Consider the following 26,009-nt stretch of genomic DNA (forward strand, 5'->3'; position numbering starts at 1 on the left):
CGATTGACAGACCGTATTGAGAAATAGCACCATAACCTGGAAACTCTGCTGAGCAACTGGGGAGAGCGGTCGGCCTCGAACCGACAACCGCCAGATCACCATTCCGGCACTCTACCGTTTGAGCTACGCTCTCCACAGGGAAGGCCGCTCGTTGCCTCGAACTTCGAGCGGCCATCTCGCATTCATCGCACCCATTTCATCGGCTGCGCTTGCTTTCTTTGCTGACTCTACGAAGACCGTCGAATCATTGGCAAGGAATGACTCAGGCATAACTTTATGCAGGTCAATGGGTTACGCTGGAATAATAGGCCGCAGATAGTATTCCCGAGACATTGCTTGTAGCTGAGCTCTACCGCGCGTAGCCTCATGCCTGAGGCATTGTTGTTATGCAGGAACTATCGAAAGAGCAGACCGAATATGCAGTCGGGCGACTGATACGAATTGTTGAATCCCGCAAGATCAAGCAGACGCAGTTAGAGCAGTGGTCCGGGGTCAATCAGTCAACAATCTCAAAAATCTTGTCTCCAACTCAGGAGATCGTCGGGGATCGGTACACTCCGAGCGAAGAGGTTCTCAGAAGACTTTTTCAAGCACTTGGCCTAAAACTGACAGATATCCTCGTCGAGTCTGACAGAATCGCGGACGAAATTATCGGGTACCTAGCCACCCCGCTGACAGGTCTCACCCCTGATGCGGAGCTAGAAGTCAGAAGAGTAATCGGCTTGATTAGAGATGTGGCGCGCGACAAACAGTTTGACTCGCCACGCTTTGAAATTTATTGGCCGGGCGATCATACGCATCCGCTTCAGAATGCAGATATCTCGCCCAACCAAGTCTACGTGACAGATCGATCACGTGCTTCAACCCACGATTTCATTATTCTTTTCTGCGGGTCACCCAGTTATGGAGTCGGCCAAGAGAACGAAATTGCCACCCAAGCAGGCGTACCCGCGATCCGGCTCGTTCCCAAATTAGTTTCACGAATGATGATCGGTTCATTTCTGCATACAATCGACATCGCCTATTCTGGCTCTCTCGAAACAGGTGTCTCATTTGATACCAGCGAGTTGCGTACCAGCCTCGCCGCAATACGGAAAGCATACTTTCGTCATCGTGCTCTTTACAGAGGCATCAACAGTGATGCGTTTGGATCTCGACTCCGTAAGCTCATTGACGATCGTTGCGGCGATTACGAGCACTTCGCCGCCGATCTCGGCATCAGCCTGTCATACCTCCACAATCTGATGGAGGAACCATTTGCCGTATCCAATCCCAGTGCGCGCCTATTGCAACGGATGGCCTTACGCCTTGGCGAACGAGTTGCATACCTGATAGGCGAATCCGAAGAAAGCGATCCAGTGTGGGTCGAAAGCAACGCTTCCTGGCGCTCTTGGATTGATAAAACACCGGGACTCGACGCTAGAACTGCTCTCCGAATGCGCGACGAATGGCGTCAAGAATACTCGACAAGTCGTCGCGAGGAACAAACCTCAGCCTCGTTTCGAAAACCCACACTCCTGATGCGTGAGCCGGATTGGGATAAGCGCTATCGACAAATCGGTAAGCCACCTCGTCGAGACGGAGCACATGCCACTCAACAAACCCTACTGTAAAGAGCTACTTTCCCCGTTAGTGCGCCTTTTCATCCAGCGCTCCGGCCTGGATGCGACCGCAGGCGGTGAAGAGATCATCAGTGCGCTTGTTGAGGGTGTACGCCGGCGCTATGCCAGGAAGCGGTGTGCGAACCATCTCCAACTCTTTTTGAATGAAAGGCACATTCACCATGTTGAAGTCGCTCCACAATTGAGCTGTGACGGCTTCATTGAGCCTCTTGGGATCACATTCGCAGATGGCTTTAGAATGCTGCTGAAGAAGAACTCCGCCGAGTCACGAATGCGTTTCACAATGGCACATGAGGTGTGCCACACCTTTTTCTACGAACTTGTTCCCGAGCTAAAATTCGCTGCGCACAGTCCCGACCAACAGGAAGAGCGTCTGTGTAATTTTGGGGCTGCTGCTTTACTCATGCCTCCGGTTATGCTTCGACGAAGCGCAAGGGACCTGCCAGTCTGTCTCGAATCACTTCAACGTCTTGCCGAAGACTTCAGCGTTAGTCTGCCCTCCATGGCGATCCGACTGAAGTCGCTCCGTCTTTGGAACTGCCAATTGTCGTTATGGCGTCGAATGGTCAATGGGACGTTTGCTTTGGACGGATTCTATGGCGGCAAGCGAGTCGCTTGGGAATGGCAGGACGATACAATCCTCCAAACAGCTTGGGAATCAGACGAGCCGCTCACTGGCCGCACATTCGTCAGCTACCAAGATTATCGTGCTGTTCGTCGCTATCGCCCGATTGCATTCCAAATCCGGCGATATGGCGAAGGCGTAATGGCACTCTGGGGAAACGCGATCAAGCCGACGCGATCGTCCCCGACGTTACCTCTATTTGAAAAACCCAACCCTGTCCCCCTTGCTGTATGCTGATCTCCGTCGCCCAAATTGGAGCCTCAAGCCGCACTTGCCTGCAAAGACTGCCCGCTAGTAAACTGTTCAAATTCAGCAATTTGCAATTTGACAAATGGCAAAGCGACTGTCATGCCGACAGAATGGGGACGCCCTTACCTTCCTGAGCCTGTTCAGTGGGTGCGGCGGGCTCGACCTCGGATTCGTGAATGCCGGCTTTCGCTGTAAAGGTGCCTTCGATACTGACATCGGAGCTTTGGCTGTTCACGAAGCAAATATTCCAAGTCAAACATTTGAGTGGGACCTGTCGTCAGGCAGGCTGCCAGATGGAGTCCCGAGTGTTGACGTGATCCTATCGGGATCACCGTGTCAGGGGTTCTCAACGATTGGCAAACGCAAATTGGATGATCTGCGAAATACATTGCTGCTTGCCACTGCCAAAATTGCGGTTTCTATCCGCCCGCGTGTCGTGGTCGCAGAAAATGTTCCTGGTGTCGAGTTTGGCTCTCACCGCAAGTATTGGATAGCGCTCGTCGAACTTTTGCAGAACGCCGGCTACGTGTGCAAAACGCTTCAACTCGCAGCTAGCGATTTTGGCGTTGCACAAATGCGCCGACGGCTATTCCTTCTGGCAGTCGCGCAAGGCTGTCCGGCTCAAATCCGCCCTAATCCTGCACCCCAAAAAACTCTGGCGGACGTACTCTCTGATCTTTCGTCTCCAGACAGCAAGGTTTCAAACCACGAGCCGCAGCCACTACTTGAGGACACCGAACACTTCCAAATTGCCCGACGGATTAAGCCAGGACAAAAGCTTTGCAATGTTCGGGTGAGTGAGCGCGCCGTTCACACTTGGGATATACCCGAAGTGTTCGGTGAAGTAACGCCCTCCGAGCGCCTAGTATTAAACGCCGTTCTCCGGCTCCGACGACGCGAACGATTGCGCAAACTCGGGGATGCCGACCCAGTACTTCGCAGCAGTATCCAACGAGAGGTGGGTTTTACACCGCATAACTCGATCGAAAGCTTACTCCTCAAAAATTACCTGCGAAAAGTCGGCCACCGCATCGATCTTCGGCACACTTTTAATGGTAAATATCGTCGGCTTGCGTGGGATGCATTGTCCTTTACCGTGGATACAAGCTTCGGAAATCCCAAGAATTTCCTTCATCCCGATCTTCAGCGAGGGCTCACGGTTCGAGAAGCCGCCCGAATTCAGGGCTTTCCCGATACGTTCAAGTTCTCTGGCACATTGCACGACCAGTTCAAGTTTGTCGGAAACGCCGTACCACCGCCCATGGCGCAAGCATTGGCGACCCAGATATCTGCTCTTCTGAAGCCATGAATGCACTGCCACACAAACTGCAGCGTTGGATCATGTCGCTGCCTGACGGCCCGATGTTTCAAACGATAAACGAACACGTAGAACATCTTGCCGAGGAATTGTATTGCGAATACGAACCGACGAAAGGGCCATACCCAGATTTTTGGCAACGCTTCGAAGACTGGCTGGACAACGGTGATGACGAAACAAAACAACAATCTCTGTTTCGGCTTATGCCTTCGTTGTTCTTCATTGGCCCGAAAGAGTTGGATAACCTTTATCGTGTTGCCTTCAATTGCAACATCACCGCTTGGCTTATCGACCAACTCTCGCTCACACTCGATGATGTAGCTTTGTCTTCCAAGGTCACCGAAGCCCTCTCCCATACATGGTTCTGTCCGTTAACTGACAGCATGCGAATCAACGCCTTTTACCACCTCAACCACATTTCCGGCCGGGACCATCGACCAGATTGGCTGTCGTTAGCAGTACTGGCCGATCCCGCAAAGGTGGACACATTTGTCAGTAGCAAGAAGATCGAGCGGATAGTTTTGCTGGAGGATTTTGTCGGGAGCGGCAGCCAAATTGAACCCGCGATTAAGTTTGCTGGATCCTTATCATCTCGGCTTCCCACTCTGATTGTTCCATTAGTGATTTGTCCAGCTGGAGTTGATGCAGCACGAGCGTGGGAAACATCTTTCAACAATGTACAAGTCCGTCCCGTTCTTGAACTGCGTCGCCTTGACTTTTTGACGCGAGCGCCACAAACCGACGAGCCAACAGATCACGCCGTATTTAGAGATTTGGCGATAGACTCCTTCTCAAAGCTACTTGCTGGAAAGACTGCCCAAGAAGCCAAGATCTATGGTCCTTTTGGGTTCGACGACACTGGGGGGCTCGTAATCCTTGCGACGAACTGTCCGGACAACACACTACCTCTCATCCATCATGGGTCCGTCACTTGGAAGCCTCTGTTTCCCCGAGCCTCAAGGATTTGAAAATGGACAAACGTTCAAATCCGTTTAACGAGCTGTACGTCTCGGAGACAATCGGTTCTGCGGCCTTTGTCGAGATTTTCAGCCCGTCCATCCTGAGGAACGCTTCGGCCCTCTTCCTGCCGGGTAACGTTGTCCTTAAGGGGATGCAAGGTTCAGGTAAAAGCATGCTGCTGAGCTTGCTCAAGCCAGAAGTACGCCTAGCATACGCGGAGTCTAGTACGCCCTTTCCCGTTGCGGAAAAACAGGCCCGATTCATTGGCGCTGGCATCAATTTGACCCGCAGCGGAGCGATCGATTTCGGCCAAAGAACCATCGATCCCGGCAAGCGCGAAACCGAAATCCTTCCAGTTTACTTCGGTGATTTCCTGAACTATTGGATCGTATTCGATCTCTTGAGCACCCTGGAACTGTTTAGAGACCGTGCGGACGGTCTCATTGCGAAGCAACTCCAATTGAGCATGGACGATGAGAAACTCACTGCCCTCGTAAAAGGGCTAAGCAGCTCTCGCTGCTGGTTCGGCTATTTGAACAACGTCACAGCTTACGCGGACTTGCGGCAAAAACTTGCCGATAGAATAAGCCAGTATCTCGCATTTCTGAATTTCAACTCTGACGATCTACCAGACAATATCCGAACGACCAAAACAACAGTTGGCGAACCTGTTGCCCAAACTGTCGGTGCTTTGGTAGCTGCCGGAATCCTTCCGCGGGACGTTCATCTTTTTGTTCGGATCGATCAGTATGAAGAACTGATTAGACTAGAAGGAAAACGCAAAGAATACGGCTCCCTTTTTAGGGAAATTGTAAACAAGGCCCTCAGCTTAAGAGATCCCAATGTGTCGTACCGCATCGGAACACGCGGGTATGCGTGGGATGAGCATCCACGTGTCTATGGGACCGTCGGCAACCTAGAAAGAGACCGGAACTTTAAGCTCGTTGATCTAGATGAAATTCTGCGCCGTCGCGAAAACCGCAAAACTTGGGTGTTTCCCGAGTTTGCCGAGGATGTATTCCGCAAGCGGTTGCTATTCGCTGAGTATAAAGACGTCCCGGACTCCGACGCGCTCGAAAAAGTCTTCGGATACGGTCCCTCCCCTGAACAACGGGCTGCCCGCTACTGTGGAAAGGCACCCTCCAGAGCGATCAAGATTGACAAGAATTGGCCACAACAGTGGCGCACTTATCTGCTGGACTTAGCGCAAAAAGATTCCCTGTCGGCCAGACTGGGGGAAGCGTGGGCTCGACAAAAGGGCAAAGGCAAAATCGTTAACGAAAAACCTAGCGACCCACCCATCTGGGATCAATCCAGGTACTGGCGCAAGGAACGTATACAAGCAGCGTTGATGCAGATTGCCGGGCGATGTGCACAGAGAATGATATGGGCAGGTGCCGAGGACATCCTCAAACTAAGTGGAGGTAATATTCTGGTCTTCGTGAGTCTGTGCCAACATATATGGTCCGCGTGGTTGCGAACTATACGCAACGCAGACTTGCCGGAATCAGATAACGCCATCCCAGCACTTGACGACACGATTCAAGCGGTCGGAATACACGAGGCCAGTACCCACTGGTACAACAAACTTGCCGAAGAAAGCGGCGGAACAACACGGCAACGGTTTGTTACGCACGTCGCTACGGACCTTGAGCGGAAGCTCTATAACGACGATGCTCTTTCGTATCCTGGGGCAAATGGCTTCTCTCTTGAGATAGCAGAAATTGAAGCGCATCCCAATCTCCGAGATTTTCTAAACGAGTGTGTGGATTATGGTGCGCTGTTCGACGCTCCCCACACCACGAAAGAAACAAATCGCCGTCCACGGCGAAAATGGTATCTCAATCCCGTTCTATCGCCCTATTTTCGTCTGCCGCACGTTCATACCAAAGAGCCTGCCTATCTCCCGGTCAAAGACGTACTCGCATGGTTTGATGCGTCACAAAGTGGCGTACTTCCCGTAGCCCCACAATCTCACACTATAGGTCAACAACAGCAGTCAAGTTTGTTCCAAGAGGAAAATTCGTGAGGGCTGGTACCGCTGCGGTACGCCCTTGGGGACCCATCGAATGGGTCATCCAAAAGCTCCCAAAGCGCACTTGGTCTCTTCTTGGCTGCCTTGGCACCGAGGAGCGCAGCCTCGCATTATGGGAATATCTGCGATCTTCCTCTATGCAAGACAAGAGCTTGCTGCTGAGAATTAAGCCGAGCTCGACTAGGTATGCACCTGCATTTGCAGATCGCCTGAAACTGCGCATTGAAAAGTTGCAGCGGATTGGACAGCCGAGCGAAGGCATCACCGAACTTGAGTTATTTGCAACCGACGCAGAAATCGTTCAGATTGTCGATCAATACGCTTCCTCTTGCGGACCCCACGTGATCCTTGATTTTTCGTGTTTTCCAAAGCGTTTTTTCTTTCCCTTTATAAAGCGATTACTCGCAAGCCCAAGAATTGAAACTTTGCTAGGAACGTATACGATCCCACAGCAATATTTCGCGGGAGTGCTGGCTGAAGATCATCTAGGTTTCGCTCACTTGCCTTTGTTTGGACCGTCCCAGTTTCCCGGCAATAAGGTTGAAATGGTTATCGTCACGGCAGGGTTTATGAAATTGGGGCTGCCAGAATTATTGGAGCCCTATAAGACTGGCGTTGCAATCCGGACGATCCTTCCTTTCCCGCCAGGGCTTCCCGCGTACCATAGAAATTGGGAATTTATCCGCGAGATGCAGCAGACACTCCCCCCAGGGCTGGCTCCGCCGATCCGAGTTGAGGCCTACGATTGTGCGGACGCATTCCATCATTTGGTACAGCTAACCGCGCAAGGAACGAAAAATACTATCTTTGCGCCTTTTGGGCCAAAACCCTTGTCATTAGCCATCTGTCTGTTTGCATCTCTAGCCCGCCAGGCCGTTTACTACACCCAGCCGACCGTCTACAACCCCGATTATTCGTCGGGAATTAAGAGGTGGAAGAAGGAACTCGCAGCATATGCCTATGCGCTGCGCATAAATGGCACAAGTACGTACTCCATTACCTGACACTCGCGTTAGTCTATTCTTCATGGAAAAGGACCTCAAAAGAACCTTACCCAACGGACTCTTCGTCGGCGTGTCTGATGTGCGTTCTCTAACAATGCGCGCCGTGAGGAGCCGGAATAATCGCTCCACGGAGATCCCCCTAAAAATGGCTCTTGTACGTGCAAGACTTTCAGGCTGGAAGTTGCACCAACGCTCTGTAATCGGTTGCCCAGATTTGTTCTTTCAAGCACAAAATACCGCCATATTTATCGATGGATGTTTTTGGCATGGATGTCCACAATGCAGTCATCTGCCAAGGACCAACACCCACTACTGGAAAACGAAGATACAACTCAATAAGAAACGTGATCGAAGAACAACTAGGACGCTACAGGCGCAAGGCTACCGCGTCCTCCGTATTTGGGAGCACGAAATAAAGTCCAATACTGAACGTTGTCTCAGGAAAATTATTAGCCTCCTTCTTGACCAATCTCGCCTAAGCCCTGTCGTACACAACAACGCGGCATAAGATTTTCCCCTGAGGATCAAACCCCCTCGGTTAGCTGCGCGTCTTCTTTTCACTGCGTTGCGCTCAGGTGGGCGCCGTTCGGCCACGGCTCGGACGGTCACGAGGTCTAAGCGCCGCTTTCGCGCCAAAACAAAACAACAAGAACCATTTTGGCACTCACCGCGCCGACTCTCGCTCCCTGCCACCCTTCGCTGCACTCCGTTTTCCCCGTGTCCGCCGGTAACTGTTTTTGTCTCGCTGCCGCTCAAGTGAAAGACAAAAACAGCCTACCCGGCGGAACAGGGGATTAAAAATGTTAGTTACAAGCAAAGGAAAAACAGAAAGCACACAAGAACTCGTCAACGCCAGCATTCAGGTGCTCATCGAGGCTCTCGAATCGGGACACAGTGAGGTGCTCACCTCTTATCTGAAAGCGATGGCGAAATTTCATCACTACAGCTTCGGCAACATCCTGCTGATAGCCACTCAGAAACCGAATGCCACGCACGTTGCTGGTATCAGGTCATGGAATCTGCTTGGCCGCAGAGTGAGGCGAGGCGAAAAAGGAATCATGATCTTTGCGCCCATGCTTGGCCGCACGCGCAAAGAGTCTCAGGAGACGGATGCGAAAGATGCAGAGAGCACTGTGAGTCTGGTTGGTTTCCGTCCGGTGTATGTGTGGGACGTTCTGCAAACCGAAGGCAAAGAGCTTCCCCAGCTTGATTCCGAAGTTAAGGGCGATGTCGGCAGCAGTCTTGCACGGCTCGTCAATTTCACCATTCAGCAGGGAATTAAGTTCGGATATTCGGACAATATTGCTCCAGCCAGAGGCATGTCTTACGGTGGAGCAATTCGCATTCTGCCGAATCTGAGCGAAGCAGAACAATTGTCAACGCTCGTGCATGAGCTTGCCCATGAGATGTTGCACAAGAGCGAACGCCGAACACTCACCACGAAGACCGTCAGAGAGACCGAAGCCGAAGCAGTTGCCTTTGTGGTCTGCAATGCAATTGGTCTTGAAACGGGTACAGCATCGAGCGACTACATCCAGCTCTATCACGGAAATGCCAAGCTGCTTCAGGAAAGCCTTGAAGTAGTGCAGCGAACCTCTGCCGTTATCCTTGGGGCGATCAGCCCCGAGGTGGCGGAGGCCACGACCTCAGCGCCGGAGGTGCTGCAATGAAAACAGTTGCCACGATCTTGGAGCTTGCCGCCCCACTGCAAGCTGGATTTCACATCAGAATTGAAAATGAACCGTGGATGACTCTGGTCATTGAGGATACGCAGGAACGTGGGCCAAACGGTTTGCCGGCAATCTCCGTGGCTCACTACGGAGAACAGAACGGCGATCTGATGCGCGATCCCGAAATGATCTTTGAGGCCGAGGAATCGGGCGACGAGATGAATCTGGTTCCGTTCTATTGGCGAAATGACTATGTGGGGATCGAGCAGCATTCCGTCTTTACGGAGGACGGAAGAACACTCCTGAACGCCAAGTTAAAGTGGGAGCACATTGCCTTCGCTCGAATTTGGGACTCCAACCTCAGAGCACAAGGATTTCTGGAAGCCTTCGTCAGTCAACAGAAAGGCGACACCTAAAAGACCTCGATTCGCTACGTTCTCAAAATGCCCGGCACAGTCCGGGCATGTTTTTTGTCCAACAAATTTTCGAGGGGCGCTCAAGCCGCCCCCTCGTGCTCCCCCGGCCTTTTCTTCAAATTCGCTCCTTCCAGCTACGAGCGCGTAACTGTGATCCGAATTGGGAAATCGTCAGCCGAGCTGTGAGGAGCTGGGGGAGGAGCCCCGCGAACGAAATGTAATGCTCTCGGCACACCATTTCTGCGAAAATACACAGCATGGCCGATCAACATTTGAGTCTTTTGAGCGGAGAAGAGATCAAGTCAAATGGACTCGTGGAGGAAAGTGACGAAAAGCTCTTTCGCGCCTCGACGTATGATTTGTCTGTCGGAGACATCGTCCCGGCCGAAGCCGAGATAACCGAAAACTCAAAGTATTCTCTTCCTCCAGGCGGGATCGTCCGAGTCGTATCAAGAGAGATTTTGAGGCTGCCTGAAACGATTACGGGACACGTTTTGTTGAAAAACGAACTCTGCACAAGAGGAGTCCTCGCGATCAACATCGGCGTCGTTGACCCCGGCTTCATTGGCCCCATTTCTAGTACTCTGATTAATTTTGGTCGGGGGAATTTTGTGGTCGAGAAAGGGACGCCGTTCCTGCGCGTTAGCTTTCACCGTTGTCCCGCATCTCCTAAAGCAAAGGCTTCGCAGAAGTATGATCGGGAAGGCTACCTTAAACGCGTTAGGCAAGAAGTACTCGCATACTCGGGTCCGACCTTTCTAAGCATGGACGCTACGGCGGCGAAAGCCGCAGAGACGGCCTTTGGCAGATTCAAGAATGGCCTGATTATTTGGGCTTCTTTGGCGGCTATTGTACTTGCGCTGTTGGCGATATTTGCTCCATTGGGCGCCTCTAATGTGGACAAGTACTTTGCAGCTCGCGAACAACATGACCGTCAGCTGGAACAAGCAATCGAGAAGAAGCTCGAAGAACGTTACGAAACTCGCCTCAAGGCGCTTTCTGACGAGGTTGCAGACCTTAAACGAACGAACACCGACAAATCGGGGCGGAAGAACGCGTCGACGGGAAAACAATAACGGCTATGGAATCGAGTGACCACAAAGCATTCATGGCAATGGCGAACAACGTCGCGCGGAGGTCAAATTGTATTCGTCGCGCAGTTGGGGCATTAATAGTACGGCAGGGTCAGGTCGTAGCGGACGGCTGGAATGGTGTCGCGGTTACTCACAGGAATTGCCGCGAGGCGTGCTGTCCTCGCTGTATCAACGGCGGAGATACGGGTAGCGGCTACGAAACCTGCATCTGCATTCACGCCGAACAACGCGCCATTGCTGACGCGGCAAGACGGGGAGTGAGTACAAAGGATTCTATACTCTATGTGAATCTTCGTCCCTGCCTTCAGTGCTTGGCGATCGCTAAGGCGGCTGGCGTGCGCGAGATCTTCTACAGCGGAGAGGACTGGAGCTATCCTACCGAAATCGAAAGAGTCTATCGCACTCTTTCAGACCAATTCGATTCCTTCAGGCGTATTGCTGAACTCCAAGGGTCACAATTAGCGGGCAGTTTAGGATGACGAGAGTGCCATTTCGCACGTCAGAGTGCGCGCCGCCTGCTCAGGGAAGACCTTTTCCTCTGTCCGATCACTGTCCAATAATGCTTTCTCAGGGCTCCGAAACCGTTTTTAGACGCCGTCTGTGCCGTTCATTCTCATTAACTTACGGTTTCAATCACCACTGTCACGGCAGAGGCCGCGGGTTCGAGTCCCGTCGTCCCCGCCATATGCTTCAAGCATTTGCAAAGAATTGGTAATTTCCTTCATTGTCCAATTTGCTCCGCCTAGGCCAGTGCCTTGCTTCTCCGAAGCACCCGATCCACGTTGCTAACGAGGTTCCGCTCTTTCTTCTTCTGCAGTTTCGACGCCTATATGGTGGTAGAGCTCCTGCAACTTCTCTTGCATGTTCTTGTATTTCTTGTACTGCTCAATTTCCTTTTGGGCATCGGCAGTACGCCCGAGCTGCCGGTAAACGGTACTCAATCGGAAATGAGCGACAGCGCTGGTGGGATCCAGCTGTATGGCGTGAAGGAGGAGGATTTCCGCCTTCTTGGAATTTTGCATCGCCATCGCTACCTTTGCAGCCCCGATACTTGCTTCAGGATCGTTCGGCTCTAGCTGGAGTGCTTTTGAGAACCGCTGGTTCGCCTCGTCGAGCTTATTTCCCAGCAGGGAGATCTCGCCCAACCTGCACAACGCCTGCTCGTCCTCTGGGTTCACCTGCAAGGCTGCCTTGTATTCCGACTCAGCTTCCGCCTCGTTCTTCGAGCCGGAGGTTTTGAGCAGGTCTCCCAGCTCAAAATGCAGGCCGGGAAGCTGGGGATTGATCTTCAGCGCAGCGCGATAGTGCTCGATGGCTTGTGGTGTATCTCCCCGCTTTGCGAATTCGTGGGCCATAGCCTGGTGAGTGCGGGCGGAGTTGGGCGCAACGATGGTGAGACTGAGAATGGATTCATCTGCCAGGTCGGAGTACACCCGGTAAGCGCTATACAGTATGGCTTCATCCGTGGGACGCAAATCCCGAAGAACTCTGATTACAGCGCCTGCCTTATCGAGCTCTCGGCTTGCAGAGTAGATCTCGATGAGCTCCATTCCCGTTTCGACCCGGATGTTTTCTTCGGCTACCTTGGGAAATGATTTTTCGAGATTGAGGCGGGCGCGTTCGACGTTTCCGGTTCGTTTCTCAGCGATTCCCAGTAGCGCCTGTATCTTCCAGATGGTTGGGCGCTGGTCTAAGGCTTTTTGCAGCTCGGGAATCGCATCGGCATACTTTTGCTCGAAGAAAAGTACGACACCCAGGTTGCCACGGCTTTCTGCGTCTCGAGGATTGAGGGCAAGAATAGAACGAAATTCCGAAGCGGCTAGGTCCAGCTTCTTCTCTTTCAGATATTCCGCAGCGAGATGTTTGTGTTCTTCAATTTGCTGCTGGGCATTCGGTTTGGACTGCGCCGAGCTAAGCGATGCTGCAGCAAGCATCGCGCAGAAAAGCGTGACAACTTCTTTTCTCATTGCAAGATTGTACGTCTGTCATCGGGGGCTTCAGCCTATCGAGAGCGAGAAGAGGACGTCCGGATGGGGCGTCCGTCCTCTTCTCGTCTCACGCGTGCTGCGTCAGAAGGTTACTTTTAGACTAAGTTGGCCGCTGCGAGGAGCCACCGCCACGCCGTTGCCCTGGGTTGCGTTGTTGATTTGTCCAAAGTTCGCGCCTCCTAAGGAGTTGCCCGGGCGGTTGAGACTCGGATGGTTCAATGCGTTCACCCAGTCTGACCGGAATTCCATGCGGACGCGCTCTGTGACTGTGAAGGCTTTAGCAATCGACAGATTAACAACAGACAGCCGTGGTCCGATGAGTGAGTTTCTGCGCTCGTTCCCAAAAGCGAACTGTCCGCCAGACGCTGCAGGGACAAAGGCCGCAGTGTTGAACCATTGGCTGGGGCCTGGATCGCTGACTCCGGTGGGTCCCACAACATTTGGGAACCAGCTGCAGCCGTTACCGCATCCAGTGTAAGTTGAGTTGAGGTTGTTGCTGGTGGTAACGGTGTAAGGATTACCGCTCTGGGTGATAAAAGTTCCCGCCAAACGCCATCCGCCTGCGAATTCGCTTACCAGCTTATTACTGTTGAGATACGTCTTTCCTTTTCCGAAAGGCAACTCGTAAGAGGCATATCCCTTGAAGGCATTGCGGATGTCGAAGTTGGAGTTACCGTAATTGGCGCCGGGATTGTTCCCGATTTGCCAAACCTGGGTTCCGCCGCGATTGCCCCATCCAGACGAATCCTGCTCATCTTGCATGTGAGACCAAACGTAGTTGACATTGAAAGTTAAACCAGTCGCATAGCGCTTGGTGAGCTGAAGTTGCATCGCGTTGTAATTCGAGATGGCTTTGTAAAGATTTCCGCTCAGGTTCCCGAAGGCCGGAAACGGACGATCAGCCTGAACGAACTTGTTATTGGCTATGCTATCGGCCAAGCCGGTTGCACTGGTTATTTGGTTAAGGTCGGTTGGGTATTGCAGATTCGTGGCATGACTCCCGACATACGCGATCTCTGCCATGTAACTCTGTGCGAACTGGTGCTCTATGCTCAACTGCCACTCGTTGATTCTCCCCGGGTCAGTGTTATAAGGCATGTAAGGGACGCTGTTGCTAGGGGATGTCACGTTGATGTAATTCGCGACAGTCTTCGCCTTCGGTGAACCCACGGTGTAATTCAGCACAGAAGCAGCAGTGGCGGCAGACGCTGATAGAGATATCAATGGATTGGAACCTGTTCCACTATTCACATCCGACGCATTTCCCGTACTGGTTCCGAGTGATCCAAAGCCGATGCCGTTTCCATAAGTATCCTGGCTGAAGTTATACGAGTACATGCCAAAACCGCCTCTGACGACGGTATTGTTCATCACCTGCCAGGCAAAGCCGACGCGCGGCAGGAAGATGTCCCAAATCGGTTTCTGCAGGGAATCACGGCCGTTACCGTCTGTAGCAAACCATATCCCTCCTGGTTGTCCATTCAAGCTGCCGCAAGGCTTGCCGTTCGTGTCGACGGTGCAACTCAGTGTCAGATTCGGATCAAACCCGCCCAAGGCGCCGTGGGTCTCATGGAATCCGGTCGTTCCTACGTAGCGCAGGCCAAGGTTTAACGTAAGGTTAGAGCGGAGCTTGAAGTCATCTTGAACGAAGAATTGCGGACTCTTCAGTCGATTGTAAGACGTCGACTGATTGGTCGCGCTCCATTTTTGGGCGTCCCCAAGCAGAAAGTCGGCAAGTCCGGTGCCAGTTGTTGCAGCTTGGCCATTCTGCGCCGTGTAGTTTCCGGTGAATGTAAAATTGCCAGACTGCAGGTTTCCCCAAGGGGTTGTGTTGCCCTGACCCATAAGTACTTCCCCGCCGAAGTGCAGGACGTGGCGACCGTGGATCATCGTGAAGACGTCCGACGGATCATAGAGGTGCTCGATATAAATGGCGTTCGTACCCGGTTGTACCGTCGAGCAGCAGAAACCGTTTCCGTTGATGGTGATCGTCGGTAAGATGTCGGCCTTTGCATATTGCAGACCGAGCTGGCCGGCCGCGTCGAAGCCCTTGCTTTGAGGAACGAACCAATTCCCTTGCTTGGTATAGGCCATGCGAAATTCGTTTACCTTGGTCGGGCTGATCGTCCAAGTCTCCGTCGCTTGCACGTTGTAACCGTCTATGTCCCCAGAGAAGCAATTGATCGGGCAGGCAAATGGCCCACCCTTATTAAACGCTGGGTTGTCCTTCTGGCTCATGGAGAAACTCACGCGGTGTTTCTGAGCAACGTCGTAATCGATGCGACCAAAAAACCTGAGGTTCGGATTGGGATTCGGCAGGACTGTGGAAAAGTTATTACTAAAGGCTCCGGCGGCGCCTGCGTTAGGCGCGGGATAGAGGTTAAGAATCTTTGCCGCGACAGGATCAATGCGGTTGCCCGGAATCGCATTCACACCGGCAAGGCTTCCGGTATTTTCCTGGGCGAATGAGGTCCGAGTACACCCTGGCGTTGAACAGCTAGTCGGATCATAGAGCGTTGGCAGGCCCGTAAAGTCAAGGGCTCCAGGATGCGCAGCGCCCTTACCTATCTCCGCCAGCGCAGGGGTATTTCCCAGCGTCGCTGCTGCGTTGCCATTGCTATAGATCTTGTCGACGACAAAGAATACAAACGCCTTGTTCTTGATGATCGGTCCACCGATTGAGCCGCCGTACTCGTGGTAGCGCACCTTCCCAACCTTTTGAGGAGTAAAGCCGCCACTGCTGTTCGGAATGCCAAAATGGGGACGGGCATTCAGAATGTCATTCTGCCAGTATTCGTAACCGGAGCCGTGCCAAGTGTTGGTTCCACCTTTGGTGATCTGGTTGAACACTGCGCCGCCGATACCATACTCTGCCGAGAACGAAGAGGTCGTGACCTGGACTTCCTGGACAGCCTCGAACAGCGTGTTGTCAACGTTATTGCTCACAGGTAACTGAACCACACCTCCATCCTGCAGGTAATTGGCGTAGTTCGGCAGGTTGCCGTTAATAGAGACCGCATCGCCTGCGTTGTAAGCGCCGCTTCCTTCAGAGACGGGTTGAGACGGTGCGCTGGAAGCTCCGGGAAGAAAGATATTGAAGTTGGCCCAATCATTGCCAGTAATGCCGGCGCCGATCTGCGGGAGCTCGCCGATAGTCTTCGCCTCAAGGATCGCGCCCTGCTTCGAGGTTTCAGTCTCCAGAAGTGGCGCGCCCTCTGCCGTAACATTCACTGTTTCGGTTGCCTGACCGATTTCCAATGCGGCATTCTCGGTGATTACGTTGACCTGAACAAGCACCGGGCCCTGCACAAGCCTCTTGAACCCATTTGCGGTGAAAGCAATGTTATAGGTGCCGGTGGGCGTCGAAACAGTGTCATAGAGCCCTTGCCCGTTGGTGACGAAGGTCTTCACCTCTCCCGTTTCGATATTCGTTAGCGTAACCGTGGCTCCTGGAAGAGCTGCACCCGATGAATCGGTTACCAGGCCGCGAACTTCGCCAGTATTTCGGCTCTGTGCCATTACGAATGTGACGGTGACGAGTAGAAGACTGAAGACGAGGATGCAGCGAATGAAACTCTTCATGGAGTTCCTCCATTAGAGGCGTTGCGGGTCATGACAGAGACCAGCTTGCCGATTAGCGGTTTCGTTCTTACGTCGCTAAGTTGCACGGACGAATGCGGGGGGACAGCTACTATATCGATTTTGTACAGGTATTCTCGGGCCGGGTCATCCCGGCGTGGGCAACATTAAGCTGCCGGTAAAATCGTTGTCAAGCCTAAAAATATCGATATTCTAGAGCGCTCGATGGTTTTTACTTTTGCCATCGTCGGCGGATGCGTTCGCTGATATAACGGACCTGCACGAACAGCGCATCTCCCCAAAATTAAGCGGTTCTCGAAATCAGAAACGTGTAGCTTTTACTCGATGCCACGGCGAAGTAGTGACCCGACAATTCCGACGCTGAAGTCGGTTGCAGAGCGCGCCGGGGTTACGGCCAGCACTGTCTCGGCCGTGCTGAACGATTCGGCGGCGGCGCGGTCGGTTCCCGATCGAACTAAAAACAGGATCCTGGCGGCTGCACGCGCGCTGAATTACCGGCCGAACTTCCTGGCGCGCTCTCTACGTGTCCAACGCAGCTACACCATTGGCCTGATTCTGCAAGAGATTGGCGATGCGTATGGTTCCGTGATCGTCAGTGGCATGGAGCGATACCTCCGCCAACAGAACTATTTCTTTCTTACGGTCGCCCACCGGCGCGATAAGGACTTACTCGCTACATACTCGGCCATGCTGCGCGAGCGAGGAGTCGAAGGCTTCATCACCGTCGATACTGCCTTGACTGAGGAGCAGAGCTTGCCCACGGTCGCCGTCGGTGGGCACCGGCGGCTCAAGGGAGTCACCAACATCGTGCTCGACCATCGTCTTGCCGCGGAGTTGGCGCTGCGACATCTCGTGGATCTCGGACATCGCGAGATCGCTTTCATGCGAGGCGCGAAGGAAAGTGTTGACGCTGATACTCGCTGGAATTCAATCTGCGAAGAAGCCGATAAGCTGGGGATCCGGATGCGGCGCGAACTGATTCTCCAACTCAAGGGAGGCGATCCTACTCCCAATCTGGGGTATCCATTTGCCAAGCAGCTTTTGGCGCGCAAGCAACCCTTCACCGCGTTGTTTGCTTACAACGACATTTCCGCAATCGGCGCCATTGTGGCCCTCCAGGAACATGGAATCCGCGTGCCCGAAGACGTGTCGGTCGTCGGCTTTGATGATATCCAGGGTGCGGCCTACATCAATCCTCCGCTCACCACCGTCAAGCAGCCTCTGCAGTACATGGGGGAAATGGCGGCGCGAACACTGATCGACAGGCTGGAAGGCCGCATGAATGATGTCGCAGAAATCACGATTGAACCCGAGCTGATGGTGCGTCGATCTACCGCAGGCTGCGCCGGCCAGTCAGTTCTATCGATGCAGCAGTCGAAGACTTCCTCGAACCCGCGGCAATCAGAGTCGAAGCTAGCCATCATTCATAAGCTCGATGCAACGTCGTGAAGGTTTCCACTTCTTCTCTGCCACAGCAGACTTTGGTTGTGTCCCACATGGCAATCACAGGCGAGGGCGCTGTGTCACGAACCTACTGATTTGAGACAAGGACCAACAATTCCCTTCCCGATTCCAATGACGAACATATTGCTGGTAACCATTGCGACATTATTATCGAGCGCGTCCCTGTTTGGGAGTTCCTACTACACGGAACGTCTCAACGATCCGAAAGCGCTTTACCTGACAGCGGATCATTTTGCAGTCAAGAGCGACGGAGTCACCGACGATTCGAACGCGATCCAGGAAGCGATCGACAAAGTTCGGGAGAGCACGAACCAAGGCATTTTGTTTATTCCGGCAGGACGTTATCGGATCACCAAGACCATCTATATCTGGCCGGGTATTCGCCTCATCGGGTACGGCACAGTTCGGCCCACGTTCGTTCTCGCCGCGAATACGCCGGGGTTTCAGAATGGTCCTACTTATATGGTCTTTTTCGCCGGCAGCGGCCCCAACCCAAACGGCCCTCCTCGGGATGCGTCGCCAGGTACGTTTTATTCGGCGATGAGCAACATTGACATTGAAATCCAGGATGGGAATCCGGGAGCTGTGGGAGTTCGTGCCCACTATGCGCAGCATTGCTTTCTCGCTCACATGGACTTTCACATCGGCTCCGGCCTGGCGGGAATTCACGACGGCGGTAACGTCGCTCAAGACGTTCATTTCTATGGTGGGCAATACGGCATTTGGACGCGAAAGCCGTCTCCCGGCTGGCAGTTCACGGTTGTCGATGCCACATTCGAAGCACAGCGCGAAGCCGCGATTAGAGAGCACGAGGCCGGTCTTACGCTGATCCGCCCGCAATTCAAGAATGTACCTACTGCAATTTCGATTGATCCCAGGTTTGCCGAAGAACTTTGGGTTAAAGATGGCCGGATGGAAAACATCTCTGGCCCTGCCGTAATTATCAGCAACGAGAACAACGCGCGTACCGAAATAAACATGGAGAACGTTGTATGCGAAAGCGTTCCCATTTTTGCATCTTATCGGGAAAGCGGAAAGCAAGGTCCAGGAAGAGGAGGGAGCTACGCTGTAAAAACGTTTTCTCATGGCCTTCATTTCGATGACATGGGAGCTGTCCCCGCGATCCGGGATGTTTATGACACATCGCCTCTAAAGGCATTACCGCAGCCGCCCAGATCAGACATCCCAGATCTGCCGGCGATAAGCACATGGATCAACGTTCGGAGCCTCGGTGCGCGAGGCGACGGAGTCTCCGATGATACTGAAGTCCTAAAGAAGGCCATAGCTACACATAAAACGATTTACTTCCCGTCAGGTCAGTACTTGGTGAGTGACACGATTTCTCTCAGGCCAGACACAGTTCTGATCGGCCTGCACCCCAGCGTTACACGCATCATGCTTGCCGATTCCACGCCCGCATTCCAGGGCGTCGGAAGCCCCAAACCGTTGATTGAGACTCCAAAGGGTGGGACCAACATCGTGACCGGTATCGGTCTCTACACCAATGGAATCAATCCACGAGCTGTCGCTGCGAAATGGATGGCGGGCAGCGATTCGCTCATGGATGATGTTCGATTTCTGGGCGGACATGGCACTGTCGATCCGGGCAGCACGCCAGAAGAAGCGTCAAAGGTGTGGCAGAGGATTTATAACAACACGCACACTGCTGACTCCGATCTGAATCGTCGATGGGATGGACAATATCCCAGCCTATGGATTACTGACGGCGGGGGCGGCACCTTCCTGGACATTTGGACACCGAGCCCCTTCGCGCAAGCTGGCCTCTACATTTCAAACACCACAACATCCGGACGCATTTATCAACTGTCAAGCGAACACCACGTCCGCAACGAGGCTGTGCTGCGCAATGTATCGAACTGGGAAATCTACGCGCTTCAGACGGAAGAGGAAAGAGGCGAGAGCGGCTTCGCGCTCCCGCTCGAAATTGATAACTCCACCAACATCACAGTTGCGAATCTGCATATGTATCGCGTTGTAAGCAGCTATCAGCCGTTCCCTTACGCGATAAAGGTGACAAACTCACACAACATCCGACTTCGCAATGTTCACTGTTACAGCAACAGCAAAGTTTCCTTTGACAACGCAATTTACGATCCTCTACGCAGGAGCGAGGTGCGTCAGCGAGAATTCTCCTGGCTCACAATCTCGGGCGACGCGCCTCGGCGATCCAAGAAGGAATCGTCTTCTCTCTTCGCCGAGGGAGCGAAGATTGAGAAAATCGCCGGCGGTTTTTTCAACATCTCGGGGGGAGCAGTCGATCGAGCGGGCAATTTCTATTTTGTTGACCCAAAATGGCAAACAATCTACCGCTACTCACCGGCAACGCAGGTGGTATCGAAGATCCGGGATAATCCGCTCGAGCCCGTCCAATTGGTCTTCGACAAATCAGGCGATCTGATCGTGATTTCGTCTGCGGGAAACGGCACTGTGTACAGTCTTAAGCCTGACGCACCCAGCGACGACGTAACATTGCTAAAGCCTGAACCCTCGCAACCGCGGTCTGAAATGATTCCAGTCTTGCCGGTCGACTACTTGGGCAATGCTGACGACTTCACTAAAAAGATCGAGATTGCAAAGCCCTATCACTTTGTATCGGCGGACAAAAGTGTTTTCATTCCCGCGGGTCAGGACTTTGTAACCGGACAGCTCTACTACGGAGCGAAAATACATGATGTGCTTCGCGCATTCGGCATGGCGCCTGCCGCTCCCGGGCATCCGTTCTACATCTCCGACGAGGCTGAAGAGAAAACCTATTCCGGCCATGTCAACCCTGACGGTACTCTCTCAAATCTCAAGCTTTTTGCGGAGCGCGGCGGTGAAGGTCTCGCCGTCGACAATCAAGGAAACGTGTACCTAGCCGCCGGGCAGGTGTTCGTGTACAACTCCTCTGGTCGGCTGATCGACACCATCGATATTCCCGAGCGACCGTCACAACTAGTGTTCGGTGGACCGGACGGAAAGACGCTATTTATCCCTGCTCGCACTTCTCTTTATGCCGTCCGAACTCGGTAGACTAAAGCCTTTCCTTTCTAAACACATTACAAGTGAAGTCAGAAGAATTCTAACCCAGTCTTCTTCGGAAGCTTCGAGATGCATTGACCTTGATGTAGCCGCGAGCGGGTAATATAAAAGCACTATCGTGCCGCGCCAGAGAGGGAGTCTAAGGTACCTACGGAACTCCTATCAATGAGGGCCCTGTCCCAGAAGACCATCGCGAAAGCCTTTTTGTGGTTTGCGGCTCTTTCTGGAGCTTACCTTTACGCTTTTCCTGGGCCAAATCTTTTCTACATCAGCATTTCCCTGGCTCATATCGCGCTGGGAGTGGTCGCTGTTCTTGCTGCTCCTTTCCTTATTCGCACGGTGCGGCTGCTCTCCCGGCTGGCAAGGGCCGGCGTTGTACTTCTGATTTTGGGCGCGATCGATGGCGTGATCGTGATGGTTGTGGGCGGAAGCCGTCCACATCTTGAGTTCGTCTACCTTCATTCGATCTTGTCATTCGCAGGAGTACTGCTGCTCCTGGCGAACTGGCTTCGGTCAAAGCAGTGGTTTGCGTCCGCCGCGCCAAGGTTGACTGTTCAATGTGCGGTGATGTTCCTCGTTGCGGCCCTTCTGGTCGTGGGAGCGCACTATTGGCGAGTGAAGCGGTGGGCGGCTTCGACTCCGATTCGCAATCCTGAGATTGCTCCGGCGGAGATGACCAAAGAGGGAGACGGTCCCAGTGGATTGTTTTTCCCCAGTTCGGCGCAGACGACTGACGGCAAATTTATTCCGGCGAAGTACTTCATGGAGTCGCAGGCGTGCGAGCGGTGTCACAAAGATGTCTACGAACAGTGGAGCAGCTCAGCTCACCACTTCTCTTCGTTCAACAATCAGTGGTATCGCAAGAGCATTGAGTACATGCAGGACGTAGTTGGGACGCGTCCGTCGAAGTGGTGCGGAGGCTGCCACGATCCTTCAGTCCTCTACAGCGGCATGATGGATACGCCGATCAAGCAGATCGTGCACACGCCCGAGGCCAATGCGGGCTTGGGATGCCTGATGTGCCACTCCATCACAAAAGTGAAGAGCACAATGGGACAGGGCGATTTTGTGCTCCTGTATCCCAAACTGCATGAGCTCGCTGCGAGCAAGAATCCGGTCATGCGATGGCTGCATGATTATTCCGTTTATGTGAATCCTGAGCCGCACCGCCGCGCTTTCTTCAAGCCCTTCATGCATAACGAGCAGTCGGCTGAGTTCTGCTCGAGCTGCCATAAGGTTCATCTCGATGTGCCGGTGAATCACTATCGCTGGATTCGCGGATTTAACGACTACGACAACTGGCAGGCGAGCGGAGTCTCTGGGCTTGGCGCGCGGTCGTTTTACTATCCGGCCAAACCGCAGCGTTGCCTGGATTGCCACATGCCCCTTGTGGAGTCTGCCGATTACGGAACTACCGATGGGAAGCTGCATTCTCATCGCTTCCCTGCCGCGAATACTGCACTACCATTTGCGAATCAGGACGAGAAGCAGATGCAGGCGGTGCTGGACTTTCTCAAGAACGGAATCATCAGCGTCGACATGTTTGGCATAAGTCCAGAGGCAAAGCAGGTCAACACCAGTGCGGCTCTCCCAGGCGAGCTTTCGACAACCTTTGCCGTGGGTGAAGAAGCTGAATCTAGCGTGCGTCCTTCTGGCGCTGAGACGAGTGGATCGGAGGCATTTGAAGTCACTGCTCCCCTAAACGAAGTGCATCCTGCGTTGCGTCGCGGCGATACCGAGCGCTTGGACGTTGTGGTGCGAACGCGGAAGGTTGGGCACTTCTTCCCTGCCGGAACCGTCGACGGTTTCGACGTGTGGCTGGAGCTGAAGGCGACCGACGACAAAGGACAGGTCCTGTTCTGGAGCGGACGCGCAGAAGACAACGGCAAAGGACCAGTTGAGAAGAGCGCGCACTTCTATCGTTCGCAGAGCATCGACGAGCACGGCAATCCCATTAACAAACGCAACGCATGGTCCAACCGTGCGCTGGTGTATGTGAGATTAATTCCTCCTGGCGCAGCCGACACTGTTCATTATCGACTCCGAATTCCCGAGAACGCCGGCGACAAGATCAAGTTTGAAGCCAAGCTCAACTACCGGAAATTTTCCTGGTACTACACACAGTTTTCTTATGCCGGCAAGAGCACCGGCGAAGCGCATCAGATGGCACCCGGATTCGATGATCGCAAAGTTTCATTCGACGCCGATATGTCCGGAGTCTCCGGCAATCTGAAATACATTCCCGATCTGCCTATCGTGACTATCGCCTCAGACGAGGTCACGCTGCCGGTTGTCGCGAAGAGTGCCCCGAAGCCTGAACCGAAGCGGCAGTTGGAGGCAAAGGATTGGGAGCGTTGGAACGATTACGGAATCGGCCTCTTTCTTCAAGGTGACCTGAAGAGCGCTCTCGCTGCCTTTCAAACCGCGGCTGAGGCCGATCCTGCAAGAGCAGACAGCTATGTAAACATGGGGCGGGTTTTGGTGCAGGAAGGCGATGAACAGCGCGCCAAGCAAGTGCTGGAGAAAGCGCTCGCGATCGATAACAGCCTCGCCCGAACGCATTATTTCTACGCTCGCGCTTTGAGGATAGAGGGTAAGTACGATGAAGCGCTGCAGCATCTGCGAATCGCGCAGCAACAGTACCCGCAGGATCGTGTCGTGATCGACGACATCGGCAGGATTCTATTCCTGCAGCGCAAGTATCAGGACGCTGTCAACGAACTGAAGAAGACTCTAGCGATCGATCCTGAGGATCTGCAGGCAAATTACAATCTGATGCTGAGTTATCGCGGACTAGGAGACACCGCACAGGCTGCCGAATATCAGAAGCGCTATTTGCGCTTCAAAGCCGATGAAGCGGCGCAGGCGCTCACCGGTCCATATCGTTTGGCTCATCCGGAGGACAATAACGAACGTCAGACAATCCACGAGCACGAGAGTGCTCCGCTCGCTATTCCCGCTCGCCAAACAAGAACCGCTACGCTGAAATCAAAGCGCCGCTCAGTTGCCTCTTCAGGGTCGCAAACGATAAGCTCGTTCTCTCCCGGTCATCGATGAAGAAATCTATTCCGCGTCTTACTTGCCTTGTTCTCCTAATAGGTTGCTCAATCGCTCTTGCCCAAAACGGGCAATTCACGAACATTACCCAAGCTGCCGGCATTCGCTTTGTCCACAACAGTGGCGCAACGGGAAAGCGATATCTCCCGGAGACGCTGGGAGTGGGCGTCGCTTTCATCGACTACGACAACGATGGCTGGCAGGACATTCTCTTTGCCAACAGCCAGGACTGGCCTGACGCTCCGAAGCGGCCCTCGACGCTGAAGCTCTACCACAACAATCGCAACGGAACGTTTTCCGATGTTACGCAAAAGTCCGGGCTCGCAATCAGCATGTACGGTATGGGAATTGCCGTCGGCGATTACGATAACGATGGCTACGACGACGTGTTCGTCAGCGCAGTGGGCCAGAGTCGACTTTTTCGCAACAATGGCAACGGCACCTTTACCGATGTCACCCAAAGGGCCGGCATCGCTGGCGTGCAGGAGTTCAGTACCAGCGCAGCGTGGATCGACTACGACCGCGACGGCAAACTTGATCTCATCGTTGCCAACTATGTTCAGTGGTCGGCAAAGCAGGACATCTACTGCAGTCTCGACGGAAAGAAAAAATCCTACTGCACGCCCGAGTCTTACAAAGGTGCTTCGATTCGGGTCTGGCACAATCTTGGCAATGGTAAGTTCGAGGATGCGACTGTCAACCTCGGTCTGCTCGACATGACGTCGAAAACCCTGGGGATTGCCATCCTCGACTACAACCACGATGGATGGCCGGACTTCGTACTCTCCAACGATACTCAGCCCAACAAGCTCTACGTCAACGACAAAGGCAAACATTTCTCCGAAGCTGCAGTCACCGCCGGCATCGCCTATAGCGAGGAGGGTTTGGCCCGTGCCGGAATGGGAGTGGATGCGGCTGATTATGATCGCAGCGGCAACTCAAGCATTCTGATCTCGAATTTCTCGAACCAGATGCTCTCCTTGTTTCACAACGAGGGACATGGTCTGTTTGTGGACGTTGCTCCGACTTCCGAGGTCGGCCGCGAAAGTCTGCTGACCTTAGGCTTCGGGTGCTTTTTCTTTGACTATGACCTCGATGGCTGGCTCGACATTTTTGTAGCGAACGGCCACATCGAAGATCAGATCGAGAACATTCAAAAGCGGGTCCGCTATGCTGAGCCTCCACATCTGTTTCGCAATCTTGGCAATGGCAAGTTCACGGAAGTGACGCAACGTATGGGCGCTGAATTTGCGCGTCCCCGTGTCGCCCGCGGAGCTGCATACGCCGACATCGACAACGATGGCGATCTCGACCTTGTAATGACGACCAACGCAGGCCCGGCGCAGCTCTTCCGCAACGACAGTACTGGAAACCAGAGCCTGCGCGTCAAGCTAGAGGGTACGAAATCGAATCGCGACGGAATCGGCGCCGTTGTTCGCGTGCAGAGCGGCGGTAGCCAACAGTCACTCATGATGCGCAGCGGATCCAGCTATCTTTCGCAGAGCGAATTGGTGCTGACCTTTGGGCTTGGCAGCGCGACGAAAGCAGATCGAATCGATATTGAATGGCCAAGCGGTCAACACGACACGCTGCAGGACATCCCTGCCAGCCAGGTGATCACAGTTCGGGAAGGGGCCGGAATAAAGTCGAGCCAGAAACTCAAACCAAGATCGTAGCTCCCATCTACTCCAGCGCTCCTTATCCTGGCTATGCACTGTCATCCCTCACTCCGCAGCGAGACTGGCTTGGGATTCGACGATTCTGCGGCGGAGTGGGGGATCTGCTTTTTCTTCTCGCGAGGAGAAAAGCAGATCCCCCGCTCCGCAAGACCCAGGCGTGGTATCGCAAGCAGAATCGTTGCGGAG

15 protein-coding genes and 1 tRNA gene are annotated in these 26,009 nt (G+C 53.4%); 13 read left to right on the plus strand and 3 right to left on the minus strand.

What is annotated here, in order from left to right; all coding sequences use genetic code 11:
* Window positions 1-57: 57 nt before the first annotated feature.
* Window positions 58-133: transfer RNA gene (locus VNX88_12410), tRNA-Thr, on the minus strand.
* A gap of 253 nt (window positions 134-386) precedes the next feature.
* Between VNX88_12410 and VNX88_12415 the strand changes: the two genes are divergently transcribed.
* The 9 genes from VNX88_12415 to VNX88_12455 all read left to right on the plus strand — a co-directional run bounded on the left by VNX88_12415 (window position 387) and on the right by VNX88_12455 (window position 10,975).
* Window positions 387-1,613 (plus strand): helix-turn-helix transcriptional regulator, encoded by a 1,227-nt coding sequence (locus tag VNX88_12415; protein ID HWY69464.1) that lies wholly within the window; start codon window positions 387-389, stop codon window positions 1,611-1,613.
* On the plus strand, window positions 1,588-2,484 hold the full coding sequence (locus VNX88_12420) for an ImmA/IrrE family metallo-endopeptidase (protein HWY69465.1): 897 nt from the start codon (window positions 1,588-1,590) through the stop codon (window positions 2,482-2,484). The genes VNX88_12415 and VNX88_12420 overlap by 26 nt, the downstream gene beginning before the upstream one ends.
* Window positions 2,485-2,578: 94 nt before the next feature.
* A complete protein-coding gene (locus VNX88_12425) occupies window positions 2,579-3,805 on the plus strand; it encodes a DNA cytosine methyltransferase (protein HWY69466.1) in 1,227 nt (408 codons plus the stop codon).
* Window positions 3,802-4,782 carry a hypothetical protein gene (locus VNX88_12430; protein HWY69467.1) on the plus strand — a complete coding sequence of 327 codons (981 nt, stop codon included), beginning with the start codon at window positions 3,802-3,804 and terminating at the stop codon, window positions 4,780-4,782. Before VNX88_12425 ends, VNX88_12430 begins: the two co-directional genes overlap by 4 nt.
* Before the next feature lie 2 nt (window positions 4,783-4,784).
* Entirely contained in the window at window positions 4,785-6,803 is a 2,019-nt protein-coding gene (locus VNX88_12435) for a hypothetical protein (GenBank protein ID HWY69468.1), read from the plus strand.
* Window positions 6,804-6,946: 143 nt separating this feature from the next.
* A complete protein-coding gene (locus VNX88_12440) occupies window positions 6,947-7,813 on the plus strand; it encodes a hypothetical protein (GenBank protein ID HWY69469.1) in 867 nt (288 codons plus the stop codon).
* A gap of 800 nt (window positions 7,814-8,613) precedes the next feature.
* Window positions 8,614-9,483, plus strand: a complete 870-nt coding sequence (locus tag VNX88_12445) for an ArdC-like ssDNA-binding domain-containing protein (GenBank protein ID HWY69470.1) — start codon at window positions 8,614-8,616, stop codon at window positions 9,481-9,483.
* Window positions 9,480-9,899, plus strand: a complete 420-nt coding sequence (locus VNX88_12450; GenBank protein HWY69471.1) for a hypothetical protein — start codon at window positions 9,480-9,482, stop codon at window positions 9,897-9,899. Before VNX88_12445 ends, VNX88_12450 begins: the two co-directional genes overlap by 4 nt.
* A gap of 257 nt (window positions 9,900-10,156) precedes the next feature.
* Window positions 10,157-10,975, plus strand: coding sequence for a hypothetical protein (locus tag VNX88_12455; GenBank protein ID HWY69472.1), 819 nt, complete (start codon window positions 10,157-10,159; stop codon window positions 10,973-10,975).
* An 803-nt stretch (window positions 10,976-11,778) separates the two neighbouring features.
* On the opposite strand, the gene VNX88_12460 is transcribed toward VNX88_12455, so the two are convergent.
* Complete coding sequence (locus tag VNX88_12460) at window positions 11,779-12,960, minus strand: tetratricopeptide repeat protein (protein ID HWY69473.1); 1,182 nt, start codon at window positions 12,958-12,960, stop codon at window positions 11,779-11,781.
* 102 nt (window positions 12,961-13,062) lie between these two features.
* Window positions 13,063-16,563: a carboxypeptidase-like regulatory domain-containing protein gene (locus VNX88_12465; protein HWY69474.1), complete on the minus strand. Its 3,501-nt coding sequence runs from the start codon at window positions 16,561-16,563 to the stop codon at window positions 13,063-13,065.
* A 342-nt stretch (window positions 16,564-16,905) separates the two neighbouring features.
* On the opposite strand from VNX88_12465, the gene VNX88_12470 reads away from it, so the two are divergent.
* The 4 genes from VNX88_12470 (at window position 16,906) to VNX88_12485 (ending at window position 25,820) form a co-directional block, all read left to right on the plus strand.
* Complete coding sequence (locus VNX88_12470) at window positions 16,906-18,030, plus strand: LacI family DNA-binding transcriptional regulator (GenBank protein HWY69475.1); 1,125 nt, start codon at window positions 16,906-16,908, stop codon at window positions 18,028-18,030.
* A 126-nt stretch (window positions 18,031-18,156) separates the two neighbouring features.
* On the plus strand, window positions 18,157-21,078 hold the full coding sequence (locus VNX88_12475; GenBank protein ID HWY69476.1) for a glycosyl hydrolase family 28-related protein: 2,922 nt from the start codon (window positions 18,157-18,159) through the stop codon (window positions 21,076-21,078).
* A 174-nt stretch (window positions 21,079-21,252) separates the two neighbouring features.
* Window positions 21,253-24,144 carry a tetratricopeptide repeat protein gene (locus tag VNX88_12480; GenBank protein ID HWY69477.1) on the plus strand — a complete coding sequence of 964 codons (2,892 nt, stop codon included), beginning with the start codon at window positions 21,253-21,255 and terminating at the stop codon, window positions 24,142-24,144.
* Window positions 24,141-25,820, plus strand: a complete 1,680-nt coding sequence (locus VNX88_12485) for a CRTAC1 family protein (GenBank protein HWY69478.1) — start codon at window positions 24,141-24,143, stop codon at window positions 25,818-25,820. The genes VNX88_12480 and VNX88_12485 overlap by 4 nt, the downstream gene beginning before the upstream one ends.
* Window positions 25,821-26,009 lie beyond the last annotated feature (189 nt).

This window comes from Terriglobales bacterium, assembly GCA_035567895.1.
In the GTDB taxonomy this organism is placed as follows: domain Bacteria; phylum Acidobacteriota; class Terriglobia; order Terriglobales; family Acidobacteriaceae; genus Gp1-AA112.

Excerpts from the sequence above, each read along its gene's own strand:
- VNX88_12435 (HWY69468.1), top strand. The coding sequence starts at position 4,785 with ATGGACAAACGTTCAAATCCGTTTAACGAGCTGTACGTCTCGGAGACA.
- VNX88_12465 (HWY69474.1), bottom strand. The coding sequence starts at position 16,563 with ATGAAGAGTTTCATTCGCTGCATCCTCGTCTTCAGTCTTCTACTCGTC.
- VNX88_12450 (HWY69471.1), top strand. The coding sequence starts at position 9,480 with ATGAAAACAGTTGCCACGATCTTGGAGCTTGCCGCCCCACTGCAAGCT.
- VNX88_12425 (HWY69466.1), top strand. The coding sequence starts at position 2,579 with ATGGCAAAGCGACTGTCATGCCGACAGAATGGGGACGCCCTTACCTTC.
- VNX88_12420 (HWY69465.1), top strand. The coding sequence starts at position 1,588 with ATGCCACTCAACAAACCCTACTGTAAAGAGCTACTTTCCCCGTTAGTG.
- VNX88_12480 (HWY69477.1), top strand. The coding sequence starts at position 21,253 with ATGAGGGCCCTGTCCCAGAAGACCATCGCGAAAGCCTTTTTGTGGTTT.
- VNX88_12475 (HWY69476.1), top strand. The coding sequence starts at position 18,157 with ATGACGAACATATTGCTGGTAACCATTGCGACATTATTATCGAGCGCG.
- VNX88_12440 (HWY69469.1), top strand. The coding sequence starts at position 6,947 with ATGCAAGACAAGAGCTTGCTGCTGAGAATTAAGCCGAGCTCGACTAGG.
- VNX88_12470 (HWY69475.1), top strand. The coding sequence starts at position 16,906 with ATGCCACGGCGAAGTAGTGACCCGACAATTCCGACGCTGAAGTCGGTT.
- VNX88_12485 (HWY69478.1), top strand. The coding sequence starts at position 24,141 with ATGAAGAAATCTATTCCGCGTCTTACTTGCCTTGTTCTCCTAATAGGT.
- VNX88_12430 (HWY69467.1), top strand. The coding sequence starts at position 3,802 with ATGAATGCACTGCCACACAAACTGCAGCGTTGGATCATGTCGCTGCCT.
- VNX88_12455 (HWY69472.1), top strand. The coding sequence starts at position 10,157 with ATGGCCGATCAACATTTGAGTCTTTTGAGCGGAGAAGAGATCAAGTCA.
- VNX88_12445 (HWY69470.1), top strand. The coding sequence starts at position 8,614 with ATGTTAGTTACAAGCAAAGGAAAAACAGAAAGCACACAAGAACTCGTC.
- VNX88_12415 (HWY69464.1), top strand. The coding sequence starts at position 387 with ATGCAGGAACTATCGAAAGAGCAGACCGAATATGCAGTCGGGCGACTG.
- VNX88_12460 (HWY69473.1), bottom strand. The coding sequence starts at position 12,960 with ATGAGAAAAGAAGTTGTCACGCTTTTCTGCGCGATGCTTGCTGCAGCA.